The 13616-nt window shown below is 70.9% G+C and carries 13 protein-coding genes; 4 read left to right on the plus strand and 9 right to left on the minus strand.

Annotated elements, in window-relative coordinates; all coding sequences use genetic code 11:
- Window positions 1–746, minus strand: a 746-nt coding sequence (locus ADK55_RS03340) for a class I SAM-dependent methyltransferase (protein ID WP_078998427.1), incomplete at its 3' end; no start/stop codon positions are given.
- Between the two features lie 408 nt (window positions 747–1154).
- On the opposite strand from ADK55_RS03340, the gene ADK55_RS03345 reads away from it, so the two are divergent.
- Window positions 1155–1862, plus strand: a complete 708-nt coding sequence (locus tag ADK55_RS03345; protein WP_053675855.1) for an SDR family oxidoreductase — start codon at window positions 1155–1157, stop codon at window positions 1860–1862.
- 456 nt (window positions 1863–2318) lie between these two features.
- On the opposite strand, the gene ADK55_RS39490 is transcribed toward ADK55_RS03345, so the two are convergent.
- Window positions 2319–2645, minus strand: coding sequence for a winged helix-turn-helix transcriptional regulator (locus ADK55_RS39490; RefSeq protein WP_078998424.1), 327 nt, complete (start codon window positions 2643–2645; stop codon window positions 2319–2321).
- 110 nt (window positions 2646–2755) lie between these two features.
- On the opposite strand from ADK55_RS39490, the gene ADK55_RS03355 reads away from it, so the two are divergent.
- From ADK55_RS03355 to ADK55_RS03365, 3 genes are all read left to right on the plus strand, one after another.
- Window positions 2756–3664 carry a MerR family transcriptional regulator gene (locus ADK55_RS03355; protein ID WP_053675857.1) on the plus strand — a complete coding sequence of 303 codons (909 nt, stop codon included), beginning with the start codon at window positions 2756–2758 and terminating at the stop codon, window positions 3662–3664.
- A 165-nt stretch (window positions 3665–3829) separates the two neighbouring features.
- Window positions 3830–4624, plus strand: a complete 795-nt coding sequence (locus ADK55_RS03360; RefSeq protein ID WP_053675859.1) for a class I SAM-dependent methyltransferase — start codon at window positions 3830–3832, stop codon at window positions 4622–4624.
- Between the two features lie 284 nt (window positions 4625–4908).
- Window positions 4909–5184, plus strand: a complete 276-nt coding sequence (locus ADK55_RS03365) for a hypothetical protein (RefSeq protein ID WP_053675861.1) — start codon at window positions 4909–4911, stop codon at window positions 5182–5184.
- A gap of 340 nt (window positions 5185–5524) precedes the next feature.
- On the opposite strand, the gene ADK55_RS03370 is transcribed toward ADK55_RS03365, so the two are convergent.
- The 7 genes from ADK55_RS03370 to ADK55_RS03400 form a co-directional block, all read right to left on the minus strand.
- The gene (locus tag ADK55_RS03370; RefSeq protein WP_053675863.1) at window positions 5525–6424 is read right to left on the minus strand and encodes an inorganic polyphosphate kinase; all 900 of its coding nucleotides are present in this window, start codon (window positions 6422–6424) and stop codon (window positions 5525–5527) included.
- Complete coding sequence (locus tag ADK55_RS03375) at window positions 6421–7434, minus strand: SPFH domain-containing protein (RefSeq protein WP_053675865.1); 1014 nt, start codon at window positions 7432–7434, stop codon at window positions 6421–6423. Before ADK55_RS03375 ends, ADK55_RS03370 begins: the two co-directional genes overlap by 4 nt.
- 221 nt (window positions 7435–7655) lie before the next feature.
- A complete protein-coding gene (locus ADK55_RS03380; RefSeq protein ID WP_053675874.1) occupies window positions 7656–9362 on the minus strand; it encodes an ABC transporter ATP-binding protein in 1707 nt (568 codons plus the stop codon).
- Entirely contained in the window at window positions 9349–11250 is a 1902-nt protein-coding gene (locus ADK55_RS03385; RefSeq protein WP_078998425.1) for an ABC transporter ATP-binding protein, read from the minus strand. The genes ADK55_RS03380 and ADK55_RS03385 overlap by 14 nt, the downstream gene beginning before the upstream one ends.
- A 2-nt stretch (window positions 11251–11252) precedes the next feature.
- Window positions 11253–12311: an iron-siderophore ABC transporter substrate-binding protein gene (locus tag ADK55_RS03390; RefSeq protein ID WP_053675867.1), complete on the minus strand. Its 1059-nt coding sequence runs from the start codon at window positions 12309–12311 to the stop codon at window positions 11253–11255.
- Between the two features lie 86 nt (window positions 12312–12397).
- Window positions 12398–13264 carry an ABC transporter ATP-binding protein gene (locus ADK55_RS03395; protein WP_053675870.1) on the minus strand — a complete coding sequence of 289 codons (867 nt, stop codon included), beginning with the start codon at window positions 13262–13264 and terminating at the stop codon, window positions 12398–12400.
- 38 nt (window positions 13265–13302) lie between these two features.
- Window positions 13303–13616: iron chelate uptake ABC transporter family permease subunit (locus ADK55_RS03400; RefSeq protein ID WP_159041268.1), on the minus strand; the 314-nt coding region annotated here is incomplete at its 5' end.

A 13616-nucleotide genomic window follows, 5' to 3' on the forward strand; every position in this document is an offset into this window, starting at 1 on the left:
GCCTTCCGGCCGGTGATCCGGATCAGGGGTGCGCCGGCCACCTCCTCCACGCCATGCCACAGATCCTCGCGGCCGGCCAGGAACACGGCCAGCTCCGTGCGCAGCGGTTCGGGATGGTCCCACGTCGCGTACATCTTGTGCTGGGTGATGCACAGGACGTGCAACCGCCGCGCGTCCACGGCTCCCCAGACGGCCGCCGCGACACCCGGGCAGTGCTCCGCCCTGAAGTCGTCGAAGACGACGATCGCTCCGGGGGCGGACAGCAGCCGCGAGGTCTCCACGTCCGCGCGCACGTGCGCGTACAGGTGCGAGGCGTCCACGTGAACGAAGCGACAGGAGGCAGGCCGGACGCGGTCGGGAAGGACGGCCGTCACCGCCTGCACCACCGTGGGCAACTCGTCGTGGAATGCACGGTAGTTGGCCTCGAACGCCCGGCGCGTCAGGGTGGCGTACGAGCGTCGCATCTCGTCGTCGTTGTTGTCGTCCTCGGCCGGGGAATCGAAGAGGTCGCAGACCGTGAACTCCTCTCCCTCCTTGAGGTATCCGCCGAGGAAGATGGCGCTCTTGCCCAGGTAGGCGCCGAGTTCCAGGAGGTCCCCGCCACCCGACGGGTCGGCGTTCTGGCGGCTCAGGAACCAGTCGAAGAGAATCTGGTCGGCCGGCCAGAACCATCCCTTCACCTCATCCAAACGCGCGGGCACAGGCAGGTTCGAGGCTTCTTCGGGCTGCGCAAGCGGTGCGGTCATGGAATGGACATCCCCGGGGAGCGAAGTGGAACGGTCTGTCGATCGGTCTGTCCGGCGACGATGCGCGGTCCAGGTGACGGCACGGGGAACGGCCGCCGGCCGTGCGGCGGCACAAGGACGCACGCTGATCGTCGAGGCAGAAGACGGGCGCCACCGAGCGAGACTCGCGAGGTCTCGGCCTGGCGACCGCGAGTCCTTCCAGCGCGGCCGGACGGCTCATCGCTGGCGCCCAGGGTGCGCAGGGTGCGCAGGGTGCGCATGCGACCGTACGCGTACAGGCATCCGGCGAGCGCGAGGTCGGACAGAAGCGACGCCCGCCGGGCGACCCGCGAAGGTGGGCGGCTGTTAACCCGGCTCATCCGGGGCAAAAGTCCGACCATCGCCCCGGAAACCAAGGGAGTCCTCGCAGTGGACGTCTTCATCATCGGCATCACGGGCAAGATCGGCCGCCTGCTCGCGCGGGAGCTTCTCGCCAAGGGCGACACCGTCCACGGCCTCGTGCGCCGCGACGGACAGCGGACAGACCTCGCCACACAGGGCATCCACGCCGTGGTCGGGGACCTCACCGACCTGTCGGTGACGGAACTGGCGGACGCCTTCGGGAACGCCGACGCCGTCGTCTTCACCGCCGGATCCAACGGGGGCAGCGCACAGACCATGAAGGCGATCGACGGCGACGGCGTCACCCTAGCGATCGAGGCGACCCGCCACGCGGGCATCCAGCGCCTCGCCCTGGTCTCCGTCCTCCCCGAGTCCTGGCGCGAGCGCGACCTCGACGACGAGGTCGAGTACTACTTCACCGTGAAGAAGCAAGCCGACGTCGCCCTCAGCCGCAGCGACCTGGACTGGCTGATCCTCCGCCCGTCCCTGCTCACCGAAGACCCCGGTGTGGGCACCGTTTCCCTCGGCCCGGCCGAGTTCCACGGCCAGATCCCCCGCGCCGACGTCGCGGCAACCCTCGCCGAGCTCCTGCACGAGCCCCACGTCAACCGACGGATCCTCGAACTCAACACCGGCACCACGCCGATCGAGGACGCCGTCAAAGCCAACGCCCGCGCTTCGGACGGTCGCGCCCACGTCGAGCAAGGCGATGCTCGCTCACCGGGAAAGCAGTGACACGCCGCACGCCCACGTGGCGCTCTCCAGGCCGGAGGGCTGGTCTGCCGCCATCGACTTCACCGATGCATCGGCAGCCACCGTGCGGATTCCACGGGAGCTCGACGGCTGTGCGCCGCACCCGGCGAGGCACTCGGCGCGCGTGGCGACCTGGACACCCACCCCGGCTACCTGGGAACACTGCGAGGCCCGGACAACGTCTACCGGACTCCGCTGCAAAACCCGGCGTGCGGCAAGGACCGTTGGACCTACGCGTCCAGGCCACCGGCCGGAAGCCCCAGCCCCAGCCCCAGCATTGCATGGCCACGGTGGCAGGCATCCCCGGCACCAGAGCGGCCACCGCGTCCCACTTGGCCCTGCCCGTGTGGTCGAGCCCGCCCGGCCGTTCGATGTTCACGTCACCGATGACAGTCCGCGATCCCCGAAGGACTTCGAACCACCACTGAGCGGTGACGCCTACTGGCTGTCGTAGTGCTTCTGAGCGGCGAGGAGCTCGTCTCCGTGTTCGCCGAACCATCGGATGAGATCGGTCAGCGGTCCCGCCAGACTGACACCGAGTTCCGTCAGACTGTAGGTGACCTGGGGCGGGGTGGTGGGCGCGACATGGCGGGCGACGAGCCCGGCCCGAGCCAGTGCTTCGAGGTTCTGCGACAGCATCTTCTGGCTGATGCCACCGACTCGTGCATGCAGTTGGGCGAAACGGTGCGGGCCTGCGATGCCCGACCGGCCGCAACGGCCGTTTCGTCGGTGGGGCTCCGAAGTCATCCGGATGAGGAGGCGCATGCTGTCGGCGCCGGCGGAGGGTGAGAAACCCGGCAGAGCGCTGGAGAACTCAGGGGAAGTCGCGCTGAGGGCTTGAGTCTCCAGCCGCCGGAGGGTCCAGGATCTTGCTCATGGAAGACGAACGCCCCGACATGCTCACCATTGGCCAGCTCGCGCACCGCACCGGGCTTCCGGTGCGTACCCTGCGCTTCTGGTCGGACGAGGGGGCGGTGCCACCTGTGGGCCGCTCCGCGGGCGGCTACAGGTTGTACGACGCCGCGTCCGTGGCCCGTGTCGAGCTGGTCCGCACCCTGCGGGAGCTGGGGCTCGGGCTGGACGACGTGTGCCGCGTCCTGAGCGGCGGCATCACGGTCGCCGAGGTCGCCGACGCGCATGTGGCCGCGCTCGACGCGCAGATCCGCTCCCTCAAGGTGAGCCGGGCCGTCCTGTCCACCGTGGCGAAACGTGGTTCGACCGCTGAGGAGACAGCACTGATGAACCGGTTGGCGCGGCTTTCCGCCGCCGAGCGCAAGCAGATCATCGACGAGTTCAAGGAGGAGGTGTTCGGCGGCCTCGACGACCCGGGTCTGCGGGATCGTATCGGCACCTACAGCATCGAACTGCCCGACGATCCCACACCTGAGCAGGTCGACGCGTGGATCGAACTCGCCGAATTGGTGCGGGACCCCGGTTTCCGCGACCGGTTGCGCACATGGATGGAGTTCAACACGCCCGTACCGGGGCAGGGCCGTCCCCCGGGGGCGTCCATCTGGTGGGCCAGGCAGATCGTGCGGACCGTCGCGGAGGTCAGGAAGGGCGGGGTCGCTCCCGAGGAGCCGGCAGCGGCCGAGTTGCTGTCCGAGCTGTTCGGTGACGCCGATCGGGCCGCCGTGCTGCGCAGCCTGGAGGCCGGGATCGAGGCAGGAGCGGAGCGCTACCGCAGGCTCGTCGCCCGGGTACGCGGGCAGGACTCGTCGCCCGACGCGACCGAGGAGCTGGAGTGGCTGGCGCGGGCCCTGCGCGCTGCGGATCAGGCCTGAGGTGGTGCCCGGCCTCGGCACGGGGCAGGCCGCCGTTCTGCTGCGGCCGCGGGGGTTGGAGCCGTCCGACGGGCGCCACGGCGCGGCGGGGGGGGGGTCTCTCGGGACGGCGTTACCGTGGCGAACGTGACGGGAAGCGATGCCGACCGACGGTGGTCCGAGTCCATGCCGGCGGCCTATGAGCAGTACCTGGTGCCGGTGCTCTTCCAGCCCTTCGCCACGGACCTGGCCGCCCGAGTAGCGGCACTCCACCCTCGGAGGATCCTCGAACTGGCTGCGGGTACCGGTGCTTTGACGTCACATCTCCTCGCGACAGCGCCGTCGGGCGAGGTGACGGCCACCGACCTGAACGAGGCCATGATCGCCCTCGGTTCGGCCCGGGCCCCGGGCGCGGTGTGGCAACAGGCCGACGCGCAGCGGCTGCCGTTCCCGGACGGAGGCTTCGACCTGGTGGTCTGCCAATTCGGCGTGATGTTCTTCCCCGACAGGGTCGCGGCCTTCACCGAGGCTCGTCGGGTGCTGGCCCCGGGCGGCCGGTTCCTGTTCAACACCTGGGGCCCGCTCAGCACACACGCCTTCGGCTCCGCGGTGCAGGCCGGGCTGGAGCGGGCCTTTCCGGCCGACCCACCGCGGTTCCTCCCAACGGTCCCGCACGGCTACTGCGACCCCGCCGTCGTGGCCGCTGACCTCGCGGCCGCCGGGTTCGCCGTCGAGGAGGAGCAGGAACTGACGTTGGAGGGCCGGGCCGCGTCGGCCGCGGACCTTGCCACCGGGTTCCTCACCGGGACGCCGGTGCGCGCGGCCGTCGAGGAGCGCGGAGACGGGCCGGCCGTCCTGGCCACCGTCGTCGGAGAGATGACGGCCCGTCTGGGCACAGGGCCGGTTTCCGCCCCGATGACGGCGTACGTCTTCCGCGCCGTGGCCTCGACACTCGATGCGCCCGTGTCGAGGAGGACATGAGCCGACCTTGGCGGGGCACGTCGCACGGGCGCGCTCCGTGCTCACCGGGTGCCGTTCGAGCGGCGTTGCCGCTTCGCCGCGTATCCGGAGCATAACCTCGCCGGCCGTCGACGACTTCTAAGGCCCTCCACCACGGGGCCTGGACTTCCGCGCGGGGCGCCCTGGGCGCCCGGAACCCCGGGCCCTCGGGTGCGGGCGGCGGGGGGCTGGTCTAGCGTCGAAGGGGGAAGAATGGACCGGCCCCGCCGGGCCGGTACCCGAGCCCCGGAGAGCAGGTGCGTCGCATGCGCGCGTCGACCCGTACCGCAGGCGTCCTCGCCGGTCTGACCCTCACACTCGGCGGCGCGGCCATGGCCGCCCACGCCGCACCCGCGGACATCCCGGCCTGTACGAAGACTGCCGAGAGAACGGGCGTCCAAGTCACCGACGCCGTCACGGCCGCCTGCACCCGTGGCGTGTCGGGAGACCTACAAGGGTGCGTGAACGGGCTCGCCTCCGCCGGTGTCCCCGGCGGCGCCGCAAACGGCGCATGCCGCGAGGCGGCCCACGAGCCGCGCTAGACCGCACTCTCGGATCACCTCGCGGACCAGCTGAAGGCGACTGCGCGGTGGAATGGCAAGGTGGGGTCCGGCAAGGCGCAGTCCGGCAAGGTCGATGCCGCACCGGAGGCCTGGCCCGGGGAGTCGAGGAACGCGTCGAGCCGCTTCCGGGCGCATCGCGTCGCGGAGCGCCCGGAAGCGGCTCAGCGGCGCCATGAAACCGGCTCTCGACGGCGCCGCATCGGGTTAGTGATCCGACCCCGGGGACCGGACGCACCTGAGCGGGCACGGTTGCCTCAGAACCCGTGGCGCGTCGTCCTCCCGTGGGTCCGCGGTGGCGACGGCCCGTCGGGCGGTGCGCTCACGTCACCAGGTGCAGTGACGTTCCCGCGATGCCCAGTCGTATGCTCTGGCCCCAGGTCAGCTCCAGGGCGTCGCTCTCCATCCCGTCGCCGAAGACCACCATCCGGTCCGATTCCACGGTCAGCCGCAGCTCCTGCCCCCGCCCCAGTTCACCGGCGACTTTCGTCGTTCCGGTCGTGGGAGAGGGCCAGGCCTCGCGTACGAACCACAGGAGCCGCGGGTCGCACGGTGCGGGCAGCCCCGCGCGGCTGCCGCGCTCCAGCCACACGGAGCGCAGCCAGCCGGTGGCGCCCGTGCCGGTGCCCACCAGCACCCCGGAGGATGCCTGGGCCTCGCCCGGGCCCATCTCGCCGTCGGAGCCCAGGCGGTAGCGGGCCGTCTGGTGACCTGGCGAGCCCAGGTAGATCTCGTTCAGCGCGAGAAGGCGCTGGGTGTCGTCGGCGACGGCCTCGACCATGGTCAGCTCCTCTGCCCCGCCCCCGGCGGCGGTCGCCGCACGCAGCAGGGCTGGCGCGTCGGCGCAGCGGTGACGGACCAGGACCCCCGGGTTGCGCCCCGGGTCGGTGTCGATGCCCACCACCGGCTGTCCGCGCAGATACTTCGCGGTGTTGGCGACCAGGCCGTCCTGGCCGACCACGACCACCACGTCCTCCGGGGCGAACAGGAAGCGGTCCAGGTCGGCCCGCTCCACCCGGGAGTTGCGCCAGGTGAGCGGTACTGCGGCCGCCACCTCCCGCAGCGCCTGCCGCGTGCGGTCGTGGCGGCGGACCACCTCGTCGATGGACCGGCCCCGGCTGGAAAGGAAGAACGCGGCCTGCCCGTGCGTCCCGTGCCGGGCGAGCAACTCCTCGTACTCGGTCCTGCGGTGCACGAGCACCGCCCGCGGGGCCAGGCTCACGCGCCCGTGCCGCCTTCCGGACGTCCGAGCCTGGTGAGGAGCCCGGTGAGAACGTCGGGAGAGAGCGTGATGCTCTCTATTCGCGGCAGGTTCTCCGCAAGCCGGGTCGCCGCCAGGGCGTGCAGCGTGCCCGTGTCGGCTTCGTCGTGCACGCGCAGCCAGGCTGCCTGGACCTCGGCGCGCGCGGCTCCCGTCTCGCGGGCCGCCTCGGCGTCCGCGCGGGCCAGGGTGACCTTGCGGGCCGCCTCGGTCTCGGTTTGGATGCCGTCCGCGGCCGCCTTCTCCTCGGCCTCGCGGCGGGTGTTGGTGCCGCGTTGGTCGATCAGTTGCTCCTCGCGTCGTGCCAGTTCGATCTGGCTCGCCAGCTCGTTCTCGGCGATGGCGCGTTCACGCTCGACGGCGACGGCACGCCGTTCATAGGTGGCCCGGTCCGCCTCCTGCTGGATCTGCTCGCGGGCCGGGGTGCGCAGGGCGCGCTCCACGTCGGCCTCGGGGCGGATCGCCACGACCCGCACGGCCACCACGTCGATGCCGGTGGCCGGGAGCCTGGGCTCGTCGGCGAGACCGGTGGCGACCCGTTCCCGCACGGAGGCGACGCCGTCCACCAAGGCGACGGCCAGCGGGGTGCGGGCCAGTACGTCCAGCGCGTGCTGCTGCGCGGTCTCGGTGAGGAGAGTGGCGATCTGCTCCAAGGGCGCGCCGCGCCAGCTCCCGGTGTCCGGGTCGACGGAGAAGTCGAGTCGGTCCGCGGCCTCGGCCGGGTCGCTGATCCGGTAGGTGACGGTGGCCTGCACCGCGACGTCCTGGAAGTCGGAGGTACGGGCGTGGAACGCCATGGCCAGTTCCCGGTCGTCGACCGGGACTTCGGAAAGCGCCGCCGACAGCGACCGGTACCAGAAACTGAGCCCCCGCCCGTCGTGGATGAGTCGGCCGCGCTTGTGGTGGCGGATGTGGGTGGTGGGCGCGGAGCGCAGATGACGCCAGCCGAAGCGCCGGGTGATGTCGGCCATGGCTAACCCCCTTCATTTCGTCAGTGCGACGATAACGAGGTGGGCGCATATCGTCAAGGGGACGAGAAGAGGGCATCCGAGGCGCCGACCCAACAGCAACGGTCGGTCCCGAGCGGGGCCGGCCACAGTCGGCAAGCGGAGCCCGGCCCGGCGAGCCGAGTTCGAGTGTCGGTCGCCGGGTCGCCGGGTCGCCGAATGACCCGATAACCCGGCTCACCGGGTCACCGGGTCACCGCCAGGGAGTACGTCGCGTCGGTGGCCAGCAGGTCCCGGTGGGTGCCTTCGGCCGTGACGACTCCGTCGTCCAGGACGAGCACCCTGTCGGCGACGTCCAGCAGGGCCGGGCTGCTGGTGATGACGACGGTGGTACGGCCCCGGCGCAGCTCCGCGATGTTGCGTGCGACGAGCTGCTCGGTCACCGCGTCCACTGCCGTCGTCGGGTCCCGCAGGACGAGCACGTCGGAGTCGGCGGCCAGGGCACGGGCCAGCGACAGCCGCTGGCGCTGCCCTCCCGAGAGGTTCGAACCGCGGTCACGGACCTCGTGGTCGAGCCCCTGCCGGTGCTGGGCGACGACGTCGGTCAGCATGGACGCCTCCACGGCTTCGGACACCGTCCGGCTGGTGCCGGAGGGGTCGATGTTCGTGCGGAGGGTTCCCGCGAAGATCTCCCCGTCGTACGGGTTCACCAGGATGTGCTCTCGGACCGCCTCGACCGACAGATCCGCGAGGTCCTGTCCGCCGAGCCGCACCGCTCCCTCGTACTCGGAGGGCGCCACGTTCACGGCCAGGATCGAAGCGAGTTCGGCCGCCGTCCGTGGCTGGTAGGCCGTGATCGCCGTGAACTCGCCCGCCGGAATGCGGAACTTCAGCCCCTGGAGGGACTCGTACCGGACGCAGTCGACCTCCAGGTCCCCGCCGGGGGCCGGACGCGCCGTCCCGGAGTCCGCGACCTGCGGGGCGGACAGGACGAGGGCCATCCGCTCCGCCGAAGCGCGCGCCATCATCACGTACTTCGGCATGTCCGAGAACAGCCGCAGCGGCTCCATGATGAACTGTGCCAGGCCCACGGCCATGACCAGCGCGCCGATGCCGATCTGCCCGTCGAAGGCCAGCCAACCGGCCGTCAGGGTCACCGCGGTCGCGAGGGTCGCGTTCAGGCCCAGGGCGGTGCCCGCGTAGACGCCGTTCACCCGGGCGACGGTGATCGCCTGCTGCTTCGCCTCCGTGCTGACCTTCCGGTAGGAACGGTAGGCCGCGTGGTTGCCACCGAAACCGTGCAGCGGGCGCAGGCCCGTGATCAGGTCGGCGACCTTCGCGCCCGCCCGCGCCACCCGGGCCTGTTGTTCCTTGGTGCTGCTGCCGATCCGCTTGGACAGCACGCTGAGGGTCGACAGGATGGCGACCGCGCCGATCATGACCAGCAGGCCGAGGCGCAGGTCTGCCAGCCCCAGCGCGACCGCCGCGATCAGCACCGAGACCATGGAGCTGATCAGCATCGGTACGACCTCGACGATGTCGGCGGTCTGGTCGGCGTCCTCGGTGGCGATGGTGAGTACCTCACCGGACTTGAGGTCGATGTCCCGGGCCACCGGCTGGAGGCCGCAGGCCGCGACCCGCACCCTCCAGCGGTGGGCCTCGGTCGTGTTGGCCTTCTGCAGGACGCGCATTCCGAACCGCCACGACAGCGAGACGGTCGTGATGATCACGGCGAGGGCCGCGATCGACACGGCGAGCGCACCGAGGCTCCGGTCCTCCTCCATGGCGTGCTCGATGATCAGGCCGAGCGCGATCGGGAAGGCGGTCTCGCCGGCCTGGTACAGGCTCATGAGGACGGTGCCCCGGACCATGGCACCGGCGTTGCGGCGGATGGCGGTGCGGAGGATGTCGTATCCCGCGCGGCGGGAACTCTGGACGTCAGCAGTTGTCATCAGGGTGGCGGGCAATCGCTTCGATGGTTCGCGGGGCGAGTGGATCATGGATGGGCATCGCGGGGCCGAAGGTCGGCCGGCGCAGGTTCGGGTGTACCTGACCGCCGTCTCGCCAGGCCTGCCAGAGGCGCGCGTAGCGGCCGCCCAGGGCCACCAACTCCTCATGCGTTCCCTGCTCCACGATGCGTCCGGCGTCCAGCACGGCGATCCGGTCGGCCGCCACCGCCTGGGTCAGCCGGTGCGCGACGAACAGCGTGGTCCGTCCGGAGCAGGCGGCCAGTACGGCCCGTTCCAGCTCGGCGGCGCCCTCGCTGCCCGCCTCCGCGGTCGACTCGTCGAGCACCACCACGGGCGTCCGGCTCAACACCAGCCGCGCCAGGGCGATCTGGGCGACCTTGGTGCCGTCCAGCCGCGCACCGCCCTCGCCGACGTCGGTGTACAGCCCCTCGGGCAGCGCCTCGACCCACTCGTCGGCGCCCACGGTACGCAGTGCGGCCAGCAGTTCGGGATCGGTGGCCTTCGGTGCGGCCAGCCGCAGGTCGTGGGCGAGCGGCCCGGAGAACACGTGCGTCTCCTGGGTCAGGATGCTCACCAGCGCCCTCGACCCGGCCTCGTCCAGATCGGCGAGATCGGTCGAACCGACGTGCACCGACCCGGCTTGCGGGGTGCCGATACCGGCGATGAGCGCGGCCAGGGTGGTCTTGCCCGCTCCCGTCGCACCGACCAGGGCCAGCGAGCCGCCCGCCGGGATCGTCAGGCTGACGTCCCGCAGGACCGGTTCCTCGGCGTCGGGGTACCCGAAGGTCAGCCCCCGCACCGTGACCGGGTACGACGCGTCGTCCGCGCGCACGGCGGTGGAGTCGCCCACCAGCCGCCGTTCCTCCGAGGACTCCGCCAGCACGCCGACGAGCCGGGTCAGGCTCGCGCCGGACTTCTGGGCCTCGTCGAAGGTGAACATGATCGCGCCCAGCGGGGTGAACAGGCGGTGGAACACCAGCGGAGCCGCCGACACCTCGCCGAGCGTGGCGGATCCGGTCTCCAGCAGGACGTAGCCCACCACGAGGATCAGGGTCAGGCCGACGAACTCCGCCCGGTTCTCGCGGCCGACGAACCGGCCGAAGAGGTGGAACACCTCGATTCCGAGGTCCCGTACCCGCCGCGAGTCGTCGGAGACCTTCTCGCGGAAGGCCCCTTCCAGGCGGTGCGCGCGTACCGTCTCGATGCCGTTCAGGCCGCTGATCAGGGCTTGCGCCCGGTCGGCCTGGGCGATCCGTTGCTTGCGGTAGAGCGGGGCGGAGCGGGGGAGGTACCAGCGCAGGGCCAGGGCGTAGGCCGGGAGCGCAAAGGCCCCCGCCAGGCCGAGCCGCCAGTCGAGCCCGAACATGCCGACCGTGGCGATGGCCACCAGCACTCCCGCGGAGAACACGGTGGGGATGGCCGAACGGATGCCCTTGGACAGGACGGCGACGTCGTCGCCGACCCGGGAGAGCACGTCACCGCGGCCCACCTGCTCGACCCGGGCGCTGGGCATGCCCAGTACGGCCCGGACGGCGCCTTCGCGCAGGTGCGCGAGCAGGTCGGCGCCGAGCCGCCCGATCAGGTAGGCCGACACCGCGGTGGCCGCCGCACCGAGCAGCGCGGCGGCCACCATCCACACCCCGATCGTGACCAGGACCGAACCTGGTTCGCCCCCGACCACTCCGTCGACCACCCGGCCGAGCAGCAGCACGGGAAGCATCTGGAGAGCCGCCCCGGCCACCGTGCTGAGTACGGCGGCGGACGTCAGCCAGGGCATCGTGCGGCAGTTGGCCGCCACCCATCGGGCCGCTTCACGTCCGGTCGTCGTACGCAGGGTGGCCGGGGCGACCCGAGTCCGCGTGGTGCTCACACCTAGCCGACCGACTTGACAAGCTCGTCGATCGCGAAGGGCAGGGAGGGGAGGGTGGCCTGCGACATGGCCGCACCGGCCGCCGGGCCCTCGCTGTCGAGGAGGTAGGACACCTTGTTGGCCTTGGTGACCTTCAGGTTGGCGAAGAGGTCGAACTTCTTCAGCGCGTCCGTGTCGGCCTTGTCGTTGATGACGAAGACGCGGTCGACGTCGACGAGGTCCATGCGCTCCGGGGAGAGCGCGGTGGAGAAGCCGGTGCCCGCGATCTTGTCGATCTCGGCCTGGCCCTTGAAGCCCATGCCGGTCAGGAGCTGGCCGCGCACGTCGGTGGTGGTGAAGGGATTGACCGCGTTCTTGTACCAGGACAGCGGGACGGCGGTCTGGCCGGCGAACTCCGGGTGCGCCTTCTTGACCGAGGCGAGCTTGTCCTGGATGCCCTGGACCATGGCCTTGCCCTCATCGGCCTTGCCGAGCGCCTTGGCGATGTGGAGGGCGTTGTCCTGCCACGGGGCGCTGAACGGCTCCTTCTCGGTCTTCGTGCGGCCGACCGTCGGGGCTATCTTCGAGAGCTTGTCGTAGGCGGCCTTGTCGATCTCGGAGTAGACCGCGATGATCAGGTCGGGGCGCAGTGCGGCGATCTTCTCGAAGTTGGGGCCGGTGTCACCGTTGTTCATGATGACCTCGGGCTTGGTGTCACCCCACTTGTCCTTCACCCAGGGCCACTGGGTGTTGATGTCGGGGCTCTGGCCGGCCGGGTTCGGGTACTGGTCGACCATGCCGACCGGCTTGATGCCGAACGCGAGGATGTTCTGGTCGTCGGTGTAGCCGACGGACACGACCCGCTGAGGGGCCTTCTTGACCTCGGTGGATCCGAACGCGTGCTCCACGGTGACCGGGAACGCACCTGCGGTGGCGGCGGCGTTGGCGCTGTCGTCCTTCTTGTCCTTGTCCGCCGAGTCGGAACCGCATCCGGCAAGGAGGCCTACGCCGAGAGCCGCGGCGGACACGCCTGCCGCCAGCCGCTGCCAGGGCTTGGTACGTGTCGTTCGGTCGAGGAGCATCCTGAGTCCCTTGCTTTCGTGCTGTCCACTGCGGCCCCGCATACGGGCAGGCGAGCCGTACCCCGAGGAAGTGAGGTGAGCCTAGCCTAAGTGGAAACGCTCCGGTTTCGGTCGCCCGCACCGTGGACATGGGTCCGGCCGATGGGCACGACGAGCGGCCGGTCGCCCACCGGATCCTCGATCACCATGGCACGCAGACCGAACGCCTCCAGCAGCAGTTCGGCGGTCAGCACGTCGCGCGGGTGACCCTGCGCCAGGACCGAACCCGTCTTCATCACGACCAGGTTGTCGCTGTAGCGCGCGGCCAGGTTGAGGTCGTGCAGCACCATGACCACCGTGCATCCCGACTCGTGCAGGTCGTCGACCAGGTCGAGGACGTCGACGGCGTGCGCCAGGTCGAGGTAGGTCGTGGGCTCGTCGAGCAGCAGCAGGTCGGTGCCCTGAGCGAGGGTCATCGAGATCCAGACCCGTTGCCGCTGGCCCCCGGACAGCGCGTCGACGGGGCGGTCGGCCAGATCGGCCACCCCGGTCATGGCCAGCGCGCGCTCCACGACGTCGGCGTCGTCCGAAGACCACTGCCGCAGCCAACTCTGGTGCGGATGGCGGCCCCTGGCCACGAGGTCGGCCACCGTGAGTCCCTCCGGGGCCACCGGCGCCTGCGGCAGCAGGCCGAGCTTCTTCGCCACGTCCCTGGTCCGGAGCCGGGCGATGTCCTCACCGTCCAGCACGACCGATCCGCTGGTCGGCTTCAGCAGTCGCGACAGCGTCCGCAACAGGGTCGACTTGCCACAGCCGTTGGGGCCGATGATGGTGGTCACCACACCCCGCGGGATCGTCACGTCCAGCGCGTCGATGACGGTCCGATCGCCGTACCCGACCGTGACGCCCTTGGCCGCCAGGCGCGGAACGCCTTCGACCCCGGACTCGACCCCGGTGATGTACCGCACGACCATACCCCCCACTATTTAGGCTTGCCTAACCTTTCTATCACCTAGCGGCGGTTCGCCCGCACCAGGAGGTAGATGAGGAAGGGTCCGCCGATCGCGGCGGTGATCACGCCGACGGGCAGGGTGACGGGCAGTACCGTGCGGGCGACCAGGTCCGATCCGATCAGCAGCAGCGCTCCCACCACGGCAGACGCCACCAGCGGCGGTGTGGGGCACTTCGTCAGACGGATCGCCACCTGCGGCGCCACCATGGCGACGAACGGAACCGGTCCCGCCGCGCTCACCGCGAAGCCGGCCAGGAGCACGGCGCAGATCAGCAGGACGGCTCGCACCAGCGAGTACCGGACGCCGAGGCCGG

The organism is Streptomyces sp. WM4235, assembly GCF_001279725.1.
GTDB lineage: Bacteria > Actinomycetota > Actinomycetes > Streptomycetales > Streptomycetaceae > Streptomyces.